Annotated in this window: 19 protein-coding genes; 8 read left to right on the top strand and 11 right to left on the bottom strand. The window is 69.2% G+C overall.

Annotated elements, in window-relative coordinates:
* Positions 1–25: 25 nt before the first annotated feature.
* The gene (locus ACFOY2_RS51535; protein ID WP_379535529.1) at positions 26–475 is read right to left on the bottom strand and encodes a winged helix-turn-helix transcriptional regulator; all 450 of its coding nucleotides are present in this window, start codon (positions 473–475) and stop codon (positions 26–28) included.
* Between the two features lie 86 nt (positions 476–561).
* Here ACFOY2_RS51535 and ACFOY2_RS51530 point away from each other — a divergent pair, with 86 nt between their 5' ends.
* Positions 562–1749 (top strand): MFS transporter, encoded by a 1188-nt coding sequence (locus ACFOY2_RS51530; RefSeq protein WP_379535528.1) that lies wholly within the window; start codon positions 562–564, stop codon positions 1747–1749.
* Positions 1750–1858: 109 nt separating this feature from the next.
* Here the strand turns inward: ACFOY2_RS51530 and ACFOY2_RS51525 are convergent, their stop codons facing one another.
* The 4 genes from ACFOY2_RS51525 to ACFOY2_RS51510 form a co-directional block, all read right to left on the bottom strand.
* Positions 1859–2005: a hypothetical protein gene (locus tag ACFOY2_RS51525; RefSeq protein WP_379535527.1), complete on the bottom strand. Its 147-nt coding sequence runs from the start codon at positions 2003–2005 to the stop codon at positions 1859–1861.
* A 99-nt stretch (positions 2006–2104) separates the two neighbouring features.
* Positions 2105–2488, bottom strand: a complete 384-nt coding sequence (locus ACFOY2_RS51520; protein ID WP_379535526.1) for a hypothetical protein — start codon at positions 2486–2488, stop codon at positions 2105–2107.
* Between the two features lie 16 nt (positions 2489–2504).
* Positions 2505–4091, bottom strand: coding sequence for a flavin monoamine oxidase family protein (locus ACFOY2_RS51515; RefSeq protein WP_379535525.1), 1587 nt, complete (start codon positions 4089–4091; stop codon positions 2505–2507).
* A 124-nt stretch (positions 4092–4215) separates the two neighbouring features.
* Positions 4216–4749 (bottom strand): SUKH-4 family immunity protein, encoded by a 534-nt coding sequence (locus tag ACFOY2_RS51510; RefSeq protein WP_379535524.1) that lies wholly within the window; start codon positions 4747–4749, stop codon positions 4216–4218.
* A gap of 157 nt (positions 4750–4906) precedes the next feature.
* Here ACFOY2_RS51510 and ACFOY2_RS51505 point away from each other — a divergent pair, with 157 nt between their 5' ends.
* A complete protein-coding gene (locus ACFOY2_RS51505) occupies positions 4907–5530 on the top strand; it encodes a maleylpyruvate isomerase family mycothiol-dependent enzyme (RefSeq protein WP_379535523.1) in 624 nt (207 codons plus the stop codon).
* A 118-nt stretch (positions 5531–5648) separates the two neighbouring features.
* Here ACFOY2_RS51505 and ACFOY2_RS51500 read toward each other — a convergent pair whose 3' ends face one another.
* A complete protein-coding gene (locus tag ACFOY2_RS51500) occupies positions 5649–6392 on the bottom strand; it encodes an SDR family oxidoreductase (protein WP_379535522.1) in 744 nt (247 codons plus the stop codon).
* A 78-nt stretch (positions 6393–6470) separates the two neighbouring features.
* On the opposite strand from ACFOY2_RS51500, the gene ACFOY2_RS51495 reads away from it, so the two are divergent.
* The 3 genes from ACFOY2_RS51495 (at position 6471) to ACFOY2_RS51485 (ending at position 10182) form a co-directional block, all read left to right on the top strand.
* Positions 6471–6956: an RrF2 family transcriptional regulator gene (locus ACFOY2_RS51495; protein ID WP_379535521.1), complete on the top strand. Its 486-nt coding sequence runs from the start codon at positions 6471–6473 to the stop codon at positions 6954–6956.
* Positions 6957–7036: 80 nt separating this feature from the next.
* Complete coding sequence (locus ACFOY2_RS51490; protein WP_379535520.1) at positions 7037–8437, top strand: glycosyl hydrolase family 28 protein; 1401 nt, start codon at positions 7037–7039, stop codon at positions 8435–8437.
* Complete coding sequence (locus ACFOY2_RS51485) at positions 8434–10182, top strand: hypothetical protein (RefSeq protein ID WP_379535519.1); 1749 nt, start codon at positions 8434–8436, stop codon at positions 10180–10182. Before ACFOY2_RS51490 ends, ACFOY2_RS51485 begins: the two co-directional genes overlap by 4 nt.
* 1 nt (position 10183) lies before the next feature.
* On the opposite strand, the gene ACFOY2_RS51480 is transcribed toward ACFOY2_RS51485, so the two are convergent.
* Together ACFOY2_RS51480 and ACFOY2_RS51475 are read right to left on the bottom strand one after the other, a co-directional pair.
* Positions 10184–10987, bottom strand: a complete 804-nt coding sequence (locus ACFOY2_RS51480) for an SAM-dependent methyltransferase (protein WP_379535518.1) — start codon at positions 10985–10987, stop codon at positions 10184–10186.
* A 119-nt stretch (positions 10988–11106) separates the two neighbouring features.
* On the bottom strand, positions 11107–12081 hold the full coding sequence (locus ACFOY2_RS51475; RefSeq protein ID WP_379535517.1) for an aldo/keto reductase: 975 nt from the start codon (positions 12079–12081) through the stop codon (positions 11107–11109).
* Between the two features lie 65 nt (positions 12082–12146).
* On the opposite strand from ACFOY2_RS51475, the gene ACFOY2_RS51470 reads away from it, so the two are divergent.
* Both ACFOY2_RS51470 and ACFOY2_RS51465 read left to right on the top strand, forming a co-directional pair.
* Positions 12147–12758 carry a TetR/AcrR family transcriptional regulator gene (locus ACFOY2_RS51470; protein ID WP_379535516.1) on the top strand — a complete coding sequence of 204 codons (612 nt, stop codon included), beginning with the start codon at positions 12147–12149 and terminating at the stop codon, positions 12756–12758.
* 121 nt (positions 12759–12879) lie between these two features.
* Positions 12880–13677 (top strand): alpha/beta fold hydrolase, encoded by a 798-nt coding sequence (locus tag ACFOY2_RS51465; RefSeq protein WP_379535515.1) that lies wholly within the window; start codon positions 12880–12882, stop codon positions 13675–13677.
* Between the two features lie 2 nt (positions 13678–13679).
* Here the strand turns inward: ACFOY2_RS51465 and ACFOY2_RS51460 are convergent, their stop codons facing one another.
* The 3 genes from ACFOY2_RS51460 to tnpA all read right to left on the bottom strand — a co-directional run bounded on the left by ACFOY2_RS51460 (position 13680) and on the right by tnpA (position 16641).
* The gene (locus tag ACFOY2_RS51460) at positions 13680–15812 is read right to left on the bottom strand and encodes a polysaccharide lyase 8 family protein (RefSeq protein ID WP_379535514.1); all 2133 of its coding nucleotides are present in this window, start codon (positions 15810–15812) and stop codon (positions 13680–13682) included.
* A 7-nt stretch (positions 15813–15819) separates the two neighbouring features.
* On the bottom strand, positions 15820–15981 hold the full coding sequence (locus tag ACFOY2_RS51455; protein ID WP_379535513.1) for a hypothetical protein: 162 nt from the start codon (positions 15979–15981) through the stop codon (positions 15820–15822).
* A 243-nt stretch (positions 15982–16224) separates the two neighbouring features.
* A complete protein-coding gene (tnpA, locus tag ACFOY2_RS51450) occupies positions 16225–16641 on the bottom strand; it encodes an IS200/IS605 family transposase (RefSeq protein ID WP_379535512.1) in 417 nt (138 codons plus the stop codon).
* A gap of 41 nt (positions 16642–16682) precedes the next feature.
* Between tnpA and ACFOY2_RS51445 the strand changes: the two genes are divergently transcribed.
* On the top strand, positions 16683–16872 hold a 190-nt coding region (locus ACFOY2_RS51445; RefSeq protein ID WP_379535511.1), incomplete at its 3' end, for a helix-turn-helix domain-containing protein.

Here is a 16872-nt window from a genome sequence, read left to right as displayed (position 1 = left end):
TGAAACTTTCACGGCGACACGGGGATCAGACGTGCCGTCGCACCGAGGTCGTATCGCTTGTCAGCGGCGATCCGTTCGCCGCCACGGGCAGGAGGTCGGGGACGCGGGCACCGTCGCCGTCGACCAGGACCGAGTGCGTCTCACCCGCCTCGAAGGCGTGGCGCTCACCCCACTGTCGCAGCGTGACGACCACGGGGAAGAGGTCTTTGCCCGCCTCGGTGAGGGCGTACAGCCTGCGTCTGCCCGAAGGGGCGTCGACCTGGGTGAGCAGGCCGTGGGCGGTGAGCTTGCGGAGCCGTTCGGTGAGGATGTTGCGGGCGATGCCGGTGCGCTGCTGGAAGTCGGTGAACGAGCGGGCGCCGTCCATCGCGTCACGGATGATGAGCAGGCTCCACCGGTCGCCGACCAGATCGACCGTGCGGGCGACCGGGCAGCTCGGGTCCGTCCACGCGGGACCCTGTCTGTCGCGTGCCATCACCCCTCCAATCAGTTGCGCAATGAAACCATTCTGGCCTACTCTCCCGATTAGTTGCAAAATGAAACCAAACGGGGGTGTGTCGGTTGACGTGGAGGACGAGGCTGCTGCTGGCGGTGGTGTGCGGGGTCGCGGTGGCGAGCGTCTACGCCGGCCAGCCGGTACTGGGCCCGATGGGACGCGACCTGGGCGTTCCTGTCGACTCACTCGGCTGGTTCGTGGCCACCGGCCAGCTCGGCTATCTGGCAGGACTGGTCCTGCTGGTGCCCTTGGGCGACGTGCTCGACCGCAGGCGCCTGATCGCCGCGCACCTCGCCCTGGTGGCCACAGGAACGGCGACCACCGCGGCCGCCCCGGTCGCCTGGGCGGCATACTCCGGACTGGCCGCGGCGGGCGTGTTCGCGGTGGTGGTGCAGATCACCGTCGCGTACACGGCATCGATCTCCCCGTCCGCCGAGCGCGGACGCAACCTCGGCATCGTGACCTCGGGCGTGGTGATCGGCATCCTCGGCGCGCGCGTCATCGCCGGAGTCCTCGCAGACCTGTGGGGATGGCGGAGCATCTACCTGACCCTGGCGATCCTCGCCACCGTCCTCGCGCTGCTCTCCCTCACCCTGCTGCCCGCGGATGCTCGCCAGAACACGGCACGGTACGGGCAGGCCCTACGGTCCTTGCGCAGGCTGTTCGCCCAGCCGGTGTTCCTCGGCCGCGGGCTGATCGCGTTCTTCCTGTTCGCCTCGTTCGGCACCCTGTGGAGCGGCATGGCCCTGCCGCTGGCCGGTGCGCCATGGCATCTCAGCGCAGCGCAGATCGGGCTCTTCGGCGTCGCCGGGCTTGCCGGAGCTCTCGGTGCCGCCCGGTCCGGACGCTGGGGCGATGCCGGGCACGCGCGCCGGGTCACCGGCATCGCACTCGCACTCCTGCTCGGCTCCTGGGCCGCGATCGGACAACTCCCGTGGTCGATGTCGCTGCTGATCCTCGGCGTGATCCTGCTCGACTTCGCCGTTCAAGCCGTGCACGTGAGCAACCAGCACACTCTCACCACCGCCTACCCCGACCGCACCAGCACCACCATCGGCGCCTACATGGTCTTCTACTCCCTCGGTTCCGCCCTGGGAGCAGCCGCGACCACGGCCCTGCTCGACGCCACCGGCTGGCTCGGCCCCACCGTCCTCGGTGCGACACTCGCCCTCTGCGCACTCGCCACCTGGGCGGTCACCGCCGATGCACAAGGCGGGCATCGTTGCCTGGGCTCGCGACTCCAGGTCAGGTGAAAGCCGGGACGGCCGGGGTTCACGACGTCGACGCTGCTGGACCTGGACGCGGGTGAACGCGTGCCGTCACCGCCATGTCGCCTCAATGACGCCTATTGACCCGTGACTATCAGCGTTTGTAGGCGGCGGCGACCTCCACTTCGACGAGCCAGCCCTCGACAGGAAGGTTGGCGATCTCGATCGTCACGCGGGCCGGTCTGGCCGGGTTGACCTCCATGGGCGGGGCGGGTGGCGCGGTGCCGAGCGGGACGGGCACGGGTTGCCGGGTGGCCAGGTCCGTGTTGGCGAAGAACTGGCGGTAGGCGCGGTTCCAGCCGGCGAAGTCGGCCGCCTCGGCCCCGGGAGGCTTCTCCAGTTAGGCGCGCATGGAGACGACGTCGGCGAGGCCCAGTCCGGCGGCGGCGAGGTTGGCCTTGATGCGTTTGAGCACGTTGAGGGCCTGGGCTTCGGTGATGGTGACGCCCGGGGGCAGGGTTCCGCCGGGGAAGTCGACGTAACGTTCAGGAGAGTCGGCGGGGGCTGCGGGGTTGGCCGCCGCCGGGCCCAGTCCGCTGGCGGTGTAGGTGGCTACCTGCTTGCCGAGCGCCACTCCGTCGGCGATCGCGGGGTTGGTGGTGCCCGCGGGAAGGAAGGGCTTGATTTCCTGCGGCCGGGGCGACCAGGTGGGGGTGGCGGCGGCCGTATTGGTGCCGAGAATGAGGACGACGGCCGCGGGGAGGGCGAGGGTGCGGATCTTCATGCGGGGGTGTCCTCTCTCAGGAGGTGCTCAGGACGCGCCGGTGCAGCGCGGTGACGACCTTGCGGGCGGACTCCAGGGCGCCCGACTGCCAGGCGATCATGTAGCTCAGCCAGTCGCCCGCGAAGTACACGTGGCCGGCGGGTTCGTTGAGGAGCTGGTAGGCGCCCTGGCGGGACGGCCAGCTCACCCACGCGCCCTCGATGTGCGGCTGAAGTTTCCAGGCGACGGAGACCGACGACAGCAGGTCGTCGCGGTACTTCGCACCGTGGATCTTCATGCCCTGCTCGATCGCGCGGCGCCTGCGGTCGGCGGGGTTCAGCGCCGCGTACGCGTCGGCCTCGGCGCCGAAGTTGTAGTAGCCGACGACCAGGCCGCGGGCCGTGCCGTACCCGTAGGAGGGGTACCAGATCGTGGCCAGGTCGAGGTCGGTGGCGGTGATGCCGCCGTAGATGTCCTCGTCGGTCTCCCACCAGCGGCGGCGGTACTCCAGGCCGATCTTGCCGGCGCTCGCGACGGACGGGGTGGCGAGGGCGGCCTGGACCTCCGTGCCGAGGTTGTGCGCGGTCTTGGCGAGGACGTGCGGGGGCATCGCCGCGACGCACATGTCCGCTCTGATCTTCTGGGTACGGCCGTGGCGGTCCTGGTACTCCACCTCGACGCCGTCCCGCAGATCGGTGATCCTGGTGACCTTCGACCGCAGCCGGATGCGCTGCCGTCCGATCTTGCCGGCGAACGCCGTCGGGATCGCGTCCATGCCGCCCACCGGCTGGAACATGAGCATCGCCTGGTCGTAGCCGAACTCGAACGACAACCGCTGCCCGACACCGCACGCCAGCACCTCCGACAGGGACGGCACCGATCCGAGGGGTGTACCCGGCTGATCGCCCGCGCCCGGGTTCAGGCTGTAGCCGCGGCGGGAGGTTCCCGAGTACCTGAATCCGGATGCTTTGTCGCCCACCGCCCCGAAGCTCGACAGGAAGGCGATCAGCCGCTCTTTGTCCTGCGCGGTGAGGGCGGCGTCCAGCGCCCCCGTGTCGGTCGCCCGCGACAGTAACTCCGCGATATATCCGTACATGTCGGCCTTGGCGGTACGCCAGCGGACGGGGGCCGGCATGCTCTGGTGGTAGATGTAGGCTTGGGCGTTGGAGTTGGTGAAGACCTCCAGGTCCACGCCGAGCTCGCGGCAGTAGTCCATGGTGACCATCCACTGCGCCAGCCGGGCCGGTCCCGCGTTGAGGTAGACGCCGTCACCGAACTTCGCGACCTGCGTGGAGCCGTCCAGCTCGGTCACGCGGTCGCCGCCGCGGATGGTCCAGTTCCGGCCGCCGACCCGGTCGAGGGCCTCCAGGATCGTGCAGTCGTACCCTGCCTTGCCCAGCTCGTACGCCGTGGCGAGGCCCGCTACCCCGGCACCGAGGATCACCACCTTCTTCGCCGACCGCCTGGTGAGTGAGAAGTCGGACGGCTGGGGCGGATCGAAGGTTCCCTTCGCGGCCGCCTCGGCGGACGGGGCCAGCCCGAGCGCGCCCATGGTCGCGAAGAGCGCGCCTGCTCCGCCGGAGACGCCGACCGCGGAGAGGAAATCGCGTCTGCTGTAACCCAACACTTACCTCCAAGTCATCGCTGGAGGCGAGTCTGGGAGGGATTTATTGCTAGATGTCCGGCATTGTGTTGTTTGTAGGTTTCGAGCCGATCATCGGGCTTGGGATGGCAAGTGAGGCCCGCCCTCAACCTCGCATGAATTCCAGGGCCATGAACCACCAGTCGTCCGGCCGCTCGAAGGAGAACGGGTCGATGGCCCGCAGCCGGCTCGACAACTCGCGGAAGGACTCGTCGCGGACGGCCGGGTCGTCGGCCGAGCGGGTTTCGTGGAGCCGGATCTGATAGAGGAACTCGATGAACTCGCCGAGGTTGTTGTTCACGACTTCGCCTTTGGGGCGAGGCCCGTCGAACTGGATCAGCGTGATGAAGCCCTCATACGCGCTCAGCGAGAACCGCATGCCGGGATCTCCCGGCGGACCTCCGATGACCACCTCCCGGTGGTCCACGCCTTTGGAGGTGGTGACGTCGAAGACAGCCAGGAACTCAGGACCACCCTCAACCTGGGTGGTGAAGAACGGGGAACTGTCCGTGGGAAGCCCGACGACCCCCAGCGCTTCGGCGTCCTTCGGGGTGAGCGCGAACTTCTCGAGCTCTGCCGCCGAGGCCGTGAAGAGGTTCTCGCGACCGTAGAGCGCGGCCATCTCCTCGTGTGCAGGCACGTCATTCCTTCGCATCCGGCTTCCGACGAAGATATCGATCTTAGACGAGGGCGTTGCCGCTTCGGCGGTCAACGACTTCGACCGGATGTTCGGGTACGCTCGTCGAGATGCCCGACGCCGAACTCGACATACGGACAGATACGAACGGCGGTACGCCATGGACCTGATGCAGCTGGCGCAGGACGAGCGGAGCGACCTCGCGGCTTTCCTGGCGACCCTGTCCCCCCAGCAGTGGGAGGCGCCGACGCTGTGCGACGGCTGGCGGGTGCGCGACGTCGTGGCACACATGGTCAGCTATGAGGAGCTGGACGGACGCGGCCTGCTGCGCCGTTTCGCCGCCGGACGCTTCCTGCCCGATCGTGTCAACGCCGTCGGAGCAACGCACTACGCGACCCGCAGTCCTGAGGAGTTGCAGGCGCTGCTGGCCGAGCATCTGCGACCGCGCGGGCTGACCGCGGCGTTCGGCGGCAGGATCGCCCTGACCGACGGCCTGATCCACCACCAGGACATCCGGCGCCCCCTGGGTCTGCCGCGCGCCATCCCGCCAGAGCGGCTGCTGTCCGTCCTGCCCTTTGCTCTGAGCGCCCCGGTCATCCGCGGGTTCTGGCGGGTACGCGGCGTGCGGCTGGTCGCCACCGACCTGAACTGGTCCACCGGCAAGGGCCCGGAGGCCCGAGGCAAGGCCGAGGCGCTGCTGATGGTCATCGCCGGTCGGCGCGGCGTGGTCGCCGAGTTGTCCGGACCCGGCCAGCCCATTCTCGCCGGCCGGGTTCGCCCTTGAGCCTTCAGAAGGGCAGAGGCATGCGGACCACCTGGCGCGGCCCAGGATGTCGTCGGCCGCGCCGAGGGCCCGTCGTGTTCCGCACCGCTCGGTGTGGTGCGGCTCGTTCTGAGCGGTGTCAGCGCTGTTCGGCGAGCCAGTCGTCGAAGGTCGTCGGGGCGAGGCGGGCGCCCTCGCCGGGCAGCAGCACGTCGCCGGCCATTTCCGTGCCGAACAGACCCGACCATGTCGGTACGAGCTTCACCTGTCGGCCACGCGCCTGGTTGGTGCGGCGGGCCATGTCGACGAGGTCCTGCGTCTCGGGCCCCGCGACGTCGGCGTAACGTCCCTGGGGCTCGCCGACCGCGATCTCGGCGAGGATGTCGGCCACGTCCGCCGGCGCGATCGGCTGCACGAGCAGCGGTGCGATCGTGGCGACGCCGTCCTGTTCGGTCCAGCTCGTCACCATCGCGGCGAAGTCATGGAACTGCGTGGCGGGGACGATCGTCCACGGCACCGGCCCCTCGGCCACCAGGCGTTCCTGCTCTCGTTTGCCGGCATAGTGCGCGTTGCCCTCGATCGTCCTGATCCCCACGATCGACAGCAGCACATGGTGACGGACGCCGGCCCGTTCCTCGGCCGCCCGCAGGTTGCGCGTCGTGGTGGTGAAGTACGCCACCGTCTTGTCACGGTCGACCGCCGGGGCGTTGGTGACGTCGACGACCGCCTCCACACCCTTGAGGGCGTCGTCGAGCCCTTCGCCGCTCACCAGGTCGACGCCGAGCGAACGGCTGATGCTCACGACGTCGTGGCCGCCCCGCTGGAGGGCGGCGACGGTCAGTGACCCGATGTTCCCCGTCGCACCCGCGACTGCAATCCGCATGGCTCTTCCTCCCTTGTTTCCCTCGGAACAGTATCTCGGACTAAACAGATCCGCAATGTCCGCGATAGGATGGGTGCCGTGAAGCTGCCCGTGAGCACCGAATGGCTGTTGCACTGCGCCGCCACGCTGGCCCAACTCGAATCGGGAGCCACCGCGTCGGCGGCACAACTCGCCGGCTACTACGACCTGCCCGCCCCCTACCTCGCCAAGCAGTTGCAGGCGCTCGTCAAGGCCGGTGTGCTGTCCGCGACGACGGGGCCGCGAGGCGGGTTCCGGCTCGGGCGGCCCGCTTCCGAGATCACGCTGCTGCAGATCGTCGAGGCCGTGGACGGGGCCTCCTCGCCGTACGAATGCCGCGAGATCCGCCAGCAAGGACGGGGTGCGCTGCCGCCCGAACAGTGCCTGCGCACCTGCGTCATCGCCGAGAAGATGGCCGACGCGCACGAAGCGTGGCGGCGAAGCCTCGCCGGGGTCTCCCTCGCCGACATTCTCACCACGCTGCCGTCGACTGCGGTACCACGAACCCGATCAATCCTCACGGACACCCCATCCCCTCACAATTAACTTCGTCAAGAATTGAATTCCGACAGAGAAGCATTTACGCTCCAGAGATCCGATGTCTCCACTACCCCCTGGTGGTGACCATGCCCTCTCGACGATCTCTACTGAAGGCCGGCGGAGCTCTCACCGCGGCCACCCTTGTCCCCGGAACCATGTCGGCGCAGGCCGAGGCCGAATCAGCTGATCCCTGGCACGAGGTGCCGCGCATCCTGCGTAAGATCCGGCCCCCTCGATTCAGGAACCGAAGATGGGATGTCACCGCGTTCGGCGCCGTGGGTGACGGCACGACCGACTGCACGGCCGCGTTCAAGGCGGCGATCGCCGAGTGCCACCGCAAGGGCGGCGGCCGGGTCGTGGTCCCGCCAGGACGTTTCCTCACCGGCGCCATCCACCTGCTCAGCGACGTCGAACTGCACGTGTCGGAGGGCGGCGTGATCGCCTTCAGCACCGATCCGAACGCGTACCTGCCGGTCGTCTTCACCCGCTGGGAGGGCACGGAGTGCTACAACTACAGCCCCTTCATCTACGCCCTCGGCCAGCGCAACATCGCGGTCACGGGCAAGGGCGTGCTCGACGGCCAGGCCAGGCAGGGCCCGTGGGAGAGCTGGTACGCCAACAGCGGCCCCCAGGGCGCCGACCAGCGGGAGTTGCGCAGGATGGGCGACGACGACGTGCCGGTCGAGCAGCGCGTGTTCGGCGCGGGGCACTACCTGCGCCCAGCCATGGTGCAGTTCGTGAAATGTCAGGACATCTTGGTTAGTGATGTCACGATCCTCGAACCGCCCATGTGGACCGTGAACCCGGTCCTGTCCACGAACGTCACCGTACGCGGCATCACCGTCGTCAGCACCCTCTACAACACCGACGGCTGCGACCCCGAGTCGTCGTCCTACGTGCACATCCACGGCTGCCGGTTCAACACCAACGACGACTGCGTGGCCGTCAAGTCGGGACGTGACGCCGACGGCAGGCGGGTGGGCGTCCCCAGCGAGAACATCGTCGTCCAGGACTGCCTGTTCTCGGGCCGCTGGGGCGGCATCACGGTCGGCAGCGAGATGTCGGGCGGCGTCCGCAACGTGTTCGCCGAACGGTGTGTGATCAACTCGCCGGACTTCCCCGGCAACTACCCGGTGAAGTACCCCGTCTACATCAAGGCCAGCAAGAAACGCGGCGGCTTCATCCAGGGCGTCCACGTACGCGACTTCACCGGCAGGAACGTTGACCGCGAGGTGATGTTCGTCAACATGGCCTACGCGAGCAACGAGCAGGGCACGGAGCCGGTGTCGGTACGCGACATCCGGATGGAACGGACAAAGCTTGATGGCGCCGACGCCGTGCTGAACCTCGTCGGCCTGGAGAGCGACCACCTGGCCGGGGTGCGGCTGGAGCGGTGCGCGTTCACGAACGTGGCAGGCCCGAACAAGATCGCCTTCACCGACGACCTGGTGATGCGGAAGGTGTTCGTGAACGGGGTGGAGCAGTGAGGCAGCTCATCGCCGCCCTGATCCTGCTGGCGACGGCCGGGGTGGCGCTGCCCGCGCAGGCCGACGACGCGGGACGGGTACGCGGCTGGACGATCCTGTCGGACAGCGACGCGGGGGCCGACGCCGTCATCGCCGCCGCGAAGCCGTACAAGATCAATCATCTGCAGTTGAGCCACGAGATCGTGCACGACCTGCGCGAGGTGCGCGAGCCCGCCAAGCGGGCGCAGGCCAACCGGCTGACCAAGGCCGCCCACGACGCCGGGATCGGCGAGGTGGCGATCTGGGACCACTCGCTCTACGACCTGGACTACTATCCCGCCGAGTTCCGCACCGGTCCCGACGGCACGATCGACCTGGACGATCCGGCCTTCTGGGAGTGGTTCCGCCAGGACTACCGGCAGATGCTCGACCTGGTGCCGGACGTCGACTCGGTCGTCCTGACCTTCATCGAGACCGGCGCGCGGGTGGAGCGGCAGCACTCGGCGAAGCTCACCACGGCCGAGCAGAAGCTGGCCTACCTGGTCGACCAGGTCGCCGAGGTCATCGTCAACGAGCGCGGGCTCGGGCTCTACCTGCGGACGTTCGGCTACTACCCCGAGGAGATGGAGCGGACGATCGGCGCGATCGAGCTGGTCCGCAACCCGGACGTCAAGGTCATGGCCAAGGCCACGCCGCACGACTTCTTCCTCACCCACCCGAACGACTCCACGATCTCGCGGATCAACCGGCCGGTGCTCGTCGAGTACGACGCGGCGGGCGAGTACAACGGCCAGGGGAAGATCGCGAACGCCTGGCCGGAGGAACACGTCGACCGGCTGCGCGCCTACCAGCGGCTGCCGAACGTGATCGGCTACGTGGCCAGGACCGACCGTTACGCCGATTCGAGCATCGTCGGCACGCCCACGGAGATCAATCTGTACGCGCTGGCCAGGGCCTCGGAGGACCCCAAGGTGAGCGTGGAGACGATCTACCGGGAGTTCGCGGAGCGGACGTACGGGAAGAAGGCCGCGCGCGAGGTCGCCTCGGCGCTGTCGAAGTCGTACGAGATCGTCACCTCGGTCCTCTACACCCTGGGCACGAACACCGCGAACCACTCCAGGCTGGACTACGAGCCGTACTGTTCGAGCTACCACCGCAGCGTCTCCGGCAAGTGGATCGACCCGCCCGTCACCTACGTCCGTCATGGCGTGAACAGGCGGTTCCACTTCTGGACCGACGTGGTCAACCACCTGTCGCCGGCCGCCTGCAAGAGCGACCCCACGCTGGCCAGGGAGGCGCAGTACGTGCTGGACAGGGGGTGGGTGACGCCGGGCGACCAGTTGACGCCCGCGTACCTGCGCTACGTGCTCGCGGAGAAGGACCACGGGGTGCGCGTGGCGCAGAGCGCGCTGCGCGACATAGAAAAGGCCGGGCGTGACCTGTCGCCGGAGCACTTCCGGCAGCTCAAGGCGTACTTCGAGCGCACGGTGCTGACCGCCAGGCTGCACCGGGCGGTCGCGGCGGCGTACTTCGGGTACCGGCTCTATGTCCGGGACGAGGCGCAGCGGACCAGGAAGATGCGGCAGCTCATCTGGGACGGGCTCGACGACGCGCAACGCGTCGCCGAGCAGATCCAGACTTATCCGGTACGCGCCGCAACCGGCGAATGGGACTGGGTCAGAGACGCGGCCGAGGCGGTCAAGTACCACGACCGCATCTCCAAGGGCTGGGACCGGTACGGCGGCGTCGCCGTACCGCGCCCCTGACTCACGGCTTGCGGCCGACGCCCCCGAGCAGCCATTTCGTGCCCTCGGGGGCGGGGTCGTCCGGGTCGGGATGCCAGACGTCGAGGGTGACCAGGCCGGGCTCGATCAGGTCGAACCCGTCGAAGAAGAGGGCGGCCTCCGCGTGCTCGCGGAAGAAGATCGGCGTCGGCGTGGCGGCGTAGACGGCCTCGATCTGGGCGACCGCGTCCGCCGAGTGGCCGTCGCGGGTGCAGTGGGTCGCCGCGAAGAGGCTGCCAGAGGACAGGACGTCGCGCAGCCGGCCCATGACCGCTTCCCGCTCGTCCAAGGTGATGAAGTGCACCATGGCGATCATCAGCACGCCGACCGGCTCGTTGAAGTCGATCAGCTTGACCGTCTCGGGATGCCCGAGAACCTCCTCAGGACGCCGCATGTCGGCGGCGGCCACCGTGGTCTTGTCGTCGGTCGCCAGGATCGCTCGGCCGTGCTGCAGCACGACCGGGTCGTTGTCGACGTAGACCACGCGGGCGTCCGGGACGATCTGCTGGGCGATCTCGTGCGTGTTGCCCACCGTGGGCAGTCCGGAGCCGATGTCGATGAACTGCCTGATTCCCTGCCTGGCCATGTGGCGCACCGCGCGCCGCAGAAAGGCCCGGTTCTCCCTGGCCAACTGGCGGATCTCGGGCATGGCCTGTTCGACCCGGCGCACGGCCTCACGGTCGATCTCGAAGTTGTCCTTTCCTCCGAGGTAGTAGTCGTACATGCGGGCGACGCTCGGCCGGGTGACGTCGATGCCCGTCGACGCGCCACCGCCCTGCTCCGGCATGCCATGCCTCCAATTCGCGATCTTCCGATTACCCAAGTTAGCGCAACAGACACGCACATGGCGGGTCAAGCGTCATTGTCAAGAAACCTGGACAAAATTGGAGGCAGGCGGATCGCCGCTCAGTGCCAGTGGGGCAGGTGGTTCTCGGGGTAGCGGGCGCCGAAGCCGCCGTTCGGGAGGATCTCCGCGACGCGTTCGAGGTCGGCGGCGTCGAGCTTGAGGCCGGCGGCGGCCACGTTCTCCTCCAGGCGCGTGACGCTGCGGGTTCCGGGGATGGGGACGACGTCCTCGCCCTGGGCGAGCAGCCAGGCCAGGGCGAGCTGGGCGACGGTGGCGCCCTTGGTCGCGGCCAGGTCGGTCAGCTTCTCTGTGGCCTCGATGTTCTTCTCGTAGTTGCCGGGCTGGAAGCGGGCGTCCCAGCTTCGCATGTCGGTGGAGTCGTACTCGGCGCCCGGTTTGACATTGCTTGTCAGGAAGCCGCGGCCGAGCGGCGAGTACGCGACGAAGCCGATCCCGAGCTCGCGCAGGACGGGCAGCAACGTCTCGACGTCGCGTTCGAACAGGGAGTACTCGGTCTGCAGCACCGAAACAGGCTGCACGGCGTGCGCGCGCCTGATGGTCTGCTCACCCGCCTCGCTCAACCCGAAATAGCGGACCTTTCCCGCGTCGACGAACTCCTTGACCGTGCCGGCGACGTCCTCGATCGGCACGTTGGGGTCGACCCGATGCTGGTAGAGCACGTCGATGACATCGACGCCGAGGTGGCGCAGGCTGTTGTCGACGACCTCGCGGATGTGCTCAGGACGGCTGTCGACGCCGCCCTCCCTGGTGCCGGTGAAGTCGAAGCCGAACTTGGTGGCGATGACGACCTCGTCGCGGACGGGGGCGAGCGCGGCGCCGACGATGCGCTCGTTGGCTCCCTGGCCGTAGAGCTCGGCGGTGTCGAAGAAGGTCACCCCCAGCTCGTGGGCCCTGCGCAGGGTCGCCGCCCCCTCCTTCTCGTCGGACGGCCCGTAGGCCATGGAGATCCCCATGGCGCCGTAGCCCAGCTCGGAGACCGTCAGGCCCTGGCTGCCAAGTGTCCTTTGCCGCATGTCACGTATCCTTCCCATGAATGTAAGAGCACTCTAACATTGGAGAGGGGGGCAGAATCGACGCCGTGAGCAGCACCCCGCCGCCCAAGCGCGGCTACCACCACGGCGACCTGCGTGCCGAGCTGGTCCGCGAGGGCATCGCGCTGCTGGCCGAGACGGGGGTCGCGGGATTCTCGGTGGCCAAGGTCGCGGTACGCGCGGGCGTGTCGTCGGCGGCGCCGTACCGCCACTTCCCCGATCGGGAGGCGCTGCTGGCCGCCTGCGCGGCCGGGATCATCGCCGACCTCACCGAGGTGTCCATCGCGGCAGCGGAGCGCGCGGGCCCCGATCCGGTCGAACGCCTGGCCGCCACCGCGGGGGCCTACGCCGGCTACGTCCTGGCCCATCGCGCCGGGCTCGACCTCCTCTACGGCCACGACTTCTCCGGCCGGCACCGCCAGACCATCCACGAGCAGAGCCGCCGGCTCCTTGACACGCTCATGGCCCTGGCCGCAGACGTCCTGCCTCCCGACACCTCGTGGGCCGAGACCACCGACTTCGTCTACGCGCACGTGGCCATCGCCCACGGGTACGCCACCCTGCACACCCGCCCGCCCCGCGACGTGGACGTCCTCACGGTGCGGGCCGTCGCCGTCGCCCGCGACCACATCACCGGCCACCTCATGCGCCCGCGATGAGTTTCGCCTCCGGCCGAGGTCTCTTCTGCGTGACTACTCAGCAGGAAGGACCATCCCCCATGACCGAGCTTGTCGAGGTCATCAATAAGCAAGGAAACATGGGCCCGACGAAGGAGGGTTCATGACCGCTCACATCCTTGACATCCCCGGCGTGCGGCTGCGCTACGAGGTACGCGGCACGGGCCCGCTGCTGCTGGTGATGGGCTCGCCCATGGCCGCCGCGGACTTCGCGCCGGTGGCCGAGGAGTTGGCGGGCGACCACACCGTGGTCACGCACGACCCCAGGGGCATCTCCGGCAGCGTGCTCGACGACCCCGACCAGGACTCCACGCCCGAACTGCGCGCGGACGACGTCGCCGCCATCCTCGACGCGCTGGGCGCCGAGTCCGCCGACGTGTTCGGCAGCAGCGGCGGCGCGGTGACGTGCCTGGCGCTGGCCGTCCGGCACCCCAACCGGGTGCGTACGGTCGTCGCGCACGAGCCGCCCTGCCTGGAGCTGCTCCCCGACGCCGCCGAGCAGCGGGCCGCGACCGACGACATGATCGAGACCTTCCACCGGGACGGACTGTGGGCGGCCTTCGAGAAGTTCATGGGCAACGCCGGGTTCGCCGAAGACGACGAGGGCCCTCACGGTGAGCCGTCGGAGCAGGCCATGGCCGACGGCGCCCGCTTCTTCGCCCACGAACTGCGCGGCACCACCCGGTACGTGCCCGACGTCGCGGCGCTGAAGACCGGTCCCGCGCGGATCGTGGTGGGCGTCGGGGAGGACTCGAAGGCGCTGGTGACCTACCGGACGTCCGAGGCGCTGGCCGGCCTGCTCGGCACGCCGCCGGTGGTGTTCCCCGGCGACCACGGCGGCTTCATCGGCCGGCCGAGGGAGTTCGCGCAAACGCTGCGCCAGGTGCTGCGCAACGGTTGACCTCAGGCGAGCGGCACGGTGATCGAAGCGCCCTCGCGGCCGGCCAGCGGGCCGAACGTGTGCCGCTCGCCGCGCCACGTCACGGTCAGCTCGTCGAGGTCGCGGCGGGGGTCGGCCACGGTCAGCGCGCCGTCGCGCACCAGCACCGCGCACGGCGCCGAGGCGGTCAGGTCGCCGGCGGTCCCGGCGTTCCAGAAGGCGGCCGCGGTGAGACCGAGCGCGGGCACGTGGACGGCCTGCAGACGGGCCGTGTTGGCGAGCACGCGCACGCCCGGGTCGGCGGCCCGCGCCCGCGTGCGTTCCCTGCTCGCGCCGGGCAGGAGCAGGTAGGCGTAGCCGGCCGCGCGCGGATCGACGCCATGGTCGAGCCAGAGCGTGACGTAGTCGCGGGTCACGCCGCCGCCCGCGCGGCTCTCGCGCAGCGTGCGCAGCCCCTCGGGGACGACGTAGCCCCCGTGGCCCTCGATATGGGCCCAGCCCGGCTCGACGGTGAGCGCGGCGCCGGTCCTGCGGTTGTCCACGATCGTCTCGACGGCCACGCCGTCACGGGCGGTGATGCCCGCGCCCAGGCAGACGACCGCGTCGTCGAGGAAGAACCACGACTTGAACGCCTCCATCGTGCTTTCCAGGCCGCTCAGGTGCTGGCCGGTCACCGCGTACACGCCGTCCGTGGCCCCGCCCACCCACCGCCAGGGGGTGCGCGTGTCACCCCAGGCCGCGCCCGCGCCGTCGGGCAGCCGCAGGGTGGAGACGGTCGTGCCGGGCAGCCGGTAGGGGTCCGCGGTCGCCCAGAACGCGTCGGAGTACTGGTCGCCGTGGCCGTCGGCCCACCAGTAGAGCATCCCCGAGCCGGTGTGCCAGCCGCGCGGGTTCTCGCGGTTGCCGTGCTCGTAGTGCCCGACACGATGTGAGGCCATGCTGAGCGCCGCGCACCAGCCGGGCCTGCGGTGCACGGCGCGGGCGCTCATGGGCAGCAGCCGGTGCCCGACAGGCTCCGGCGCGGCCGGGACGGCGTCGTCCTTCATGATCGCACTCAGCCGCGCGTGGAAAGCGGGCTCGGCGTGCTCCAGCATCGGCCGGTAGGTGTTCCGCACCGCCCATCCTTTGACCATGGCCTGCCAGCGGGCCCGCTGCGCGGCCGGGGCGGCGTCGCCGAGCAGCAGGATCGAGGCGGCCAGCTCGCGTCCCTTGTCATGGTCGCCGTAGGGTCGCCTGCTGATCGCGCGCCCGCGCACCAGGTCCATGACGAACCCGTCGCGCACGAACGGCGCGAACGAGCGCTCCACCATGTCGAAGACGAACCGGTCGGCGACCTGCCACGGCGTGCCGCGCAGCGCCGCGAACAACGTCGCCAGCCCCGACAGCAGTGACACTCCGTAGGAGCCCTGGTAAGGGACATACGTGTGCTGGATGAACGACCCGTCCCTGTAGAACCCATCGCCTTCGCCGACGAAACGGAAGACCGGGGCGAGCGCCGAGGCCGCCAGGTCGGCCTTGCCGTGGTCGGACCCGAGCATGGCGCGCAGGAGCATCACCACGCACAGGTCCACGCGGTTGGCCCCGGTGCTGTTGCCGTCGTAGCGGCCGAGAAGCCGTTCTGGGACGAAGTGGTCGACCGCGTCGCGCAGGGCCGTGCTCCTGGGCCCGTCCAGGGCGATCAGCACGGCCGCGTCGAGCAGCGCCTTGGGCATGCCGATCTGCCAGTGCCACCAGTTGCCTACCTGGTCGGCGCCCGCGGCGTACACGTGGCGGCGGTAGTGGTCGATGCCGGCGGCGACGGCGGCGGCCAGGCTGTCGTCGCCGGTCAGCGCGTAGGCGTGGGCCATGGTCCGCAGCCGCCGCGGCGTGGCCACGTGGGAGGGGAAGACCTGGTCGGGCCAGAGCGAGGCGGGCGAGGGCGCCATGGTGTCGCGGTGGCGGGCGGCCGCCCTGCCCAGCGCGGCCAGCCGGTCGCGGTACGGCTGAGCCCCCGGGTCGTAGCCGGTTCCGGCGCTGACGTCGCGCCACCGGCGGCGTAAACGGATGAAGGAGTCGTCCGGCGTGTACGCGGCCCGCGCAGGGACCAAGGCCCCTGCCGCCCCCGCCACGGCCACGCCGGTGAGCAGGAAGAGTGATCGCCTGGATGGCCGGTGCACACCCCGATTATCGATCGCCTCCGCGCACCCCGCCGAACCAGTCGAGCACCCAAGGCAGCGGCAGGAACGCCGAGGTCATGTGGTCGATGTCCCCGACGTCCGTGAGCGTGGCCTTGACGCCGCGCGCCCGCAGGTCGCGCAGGCAGCTCAGGGAGTTGTCGTAAGCCACGTCACCTCGTAGAACTTGTGCGAGCCGCCGCCGTCCTCAGACAGTTCGAGGTAGGTCATGTCCGTCCTTCTCCAGGTATGCCGAGCTTGATCGACTGCCCGGGACGCTAGAGGGCTGCGGCGACAAAACTTACCGAGAAACCGCAGGAGGCCCCGTCCTTCAGGGCGGGATAAATGCGTCCCCGTCAGGGGATGGCCCGCCGGAGGCGGGACAGACCGGAGCGCGTAGCGCGGGCCCAGGGCGTCAGATCGGTCGGCGCTGCTGTTCGATGTACTGCTTGATGATCGATGGTGGTGCTCCGCCGCAGGACGCGGCGAGGTAGGACGGGGACCAGAAGTGGCCGTGCATGATGGCCCGGTTGACTCGTCCGGTGAACTCTTTGTGCAGGTAGTGGGAGGAGACTCCCTTCAACGAGTTGACCACTTTGCTGATGACGACCTTCGGCGGGTGGTGCACGAGCGGGTGAACGTGGTCGTCCTCGCCGTTGAACTCGCGCAGCTCGGCCTCGAAACTGTCGCACACTTCGATCGTGATGTCTTGGCAGCGGCGCAGCATCGCGTCGCCGAACACGTTTCTGCGACATTTGGTGACAAAGACCAAATGGATATGCATGGCGGAAACCACGTTTCTGCCTCGTCGGTATTCCACTTCCTGGCTCATAGGCCAGATGCTAATGTGTTCGATTATCGGCTGGGGTGATCGTGGCTGGCGGGTGGGAGGTGGCCAGGGTGAAGCTGCGCTACAACTACCGGCTCTACCCCGACGCCTCTCAGCGGCAGACGCTCGCCAGAACGTTCGGGTGTGCCCGCATGGTGTGGAACGACGCTCTGGCCGCCCGCAAGGCCGCGCGCAAGGCCGGGCTGCCGTTCATCGGGGACGCCGAACTCCAGC

The organism is Nonomuraea purpurea (assembly GCF_042650645.1).
GTDB lineage: Bacteria > Actinomycetota > Actinomycetes > Streptosporangiales > Streptosporangiaceae > Nonomuraea > Nonomuraea purpurea.
The sequence above is the reverse complement of the archived record's forward strand: the minus strand, read 5'-3'. Positions and strand labels throughout refer to the sequence as shown.

Coding starts and splice junctions, on each gene's coding strand:
- ACFOY2_RS51535 (WP_379535529.1), bottom strand. CDS start 475: ATGGCACGCGACAGACAGGGTCCCGCGTGGACGGACCCGAGCTGCCCG.
- ACFOY2_RS51520 (WP_379535526.1), bottom strand. CDS start 2,488: ATGAAGATCCGCACCCTCGCCCTCCCCGCGGCCGTCGTCCTCATTCTC.
- ACFOY2_RS51505 (WP_379535523.1), top strand. CDS start 4,907: ATGGACCTGATGCAGCTGGCGCAGGACGAGCGGAGCGACCTCGCGGCT.
- ACFOY2_RS51500 (WP_379535522.1), bottom strand. CDS start 6,392: ATGCGGATTGCAGTCGCGGGTGCGACGGGGAACATCGGGTCACTGACC.
- ACFOY2_RS51490 (WP_379535520.1), top strand. CDS start 7,037: ATGCCCTCTCGACGATCTCTACTGAAGGCCGGCGGAGCTCTCACCGCG.
- ACFOY2_RS51480 (WP_379535518.1), bottom strand. CDS start 10,987: ATGCCGGAGCAGGGCGGTGGCGCGTCGACGGGCATCGACGTCACCCGG.
- ACFOY2_RS51475 (WP_379535517.1), bottom strand. CDS start 12,081: ATGCGGCAAAGGACACTTGGCAGCCAGGGCCTGACGGTCTCCGAGCTG.
- ACFOY2_RS51465 (WP_379535515.1), top strand. CDS start 12,880: ATGACCGCTCACATCCTTGACATCCCCGGCGTGCGGCTGCGCTACGAG.
- tnpA (WP_379535512.1), bottom strand. CDS start 16,641: ATGAGCCAGGAAGTGGAATACCGACGAGGCAGAAACGTGGTTTCCGCC.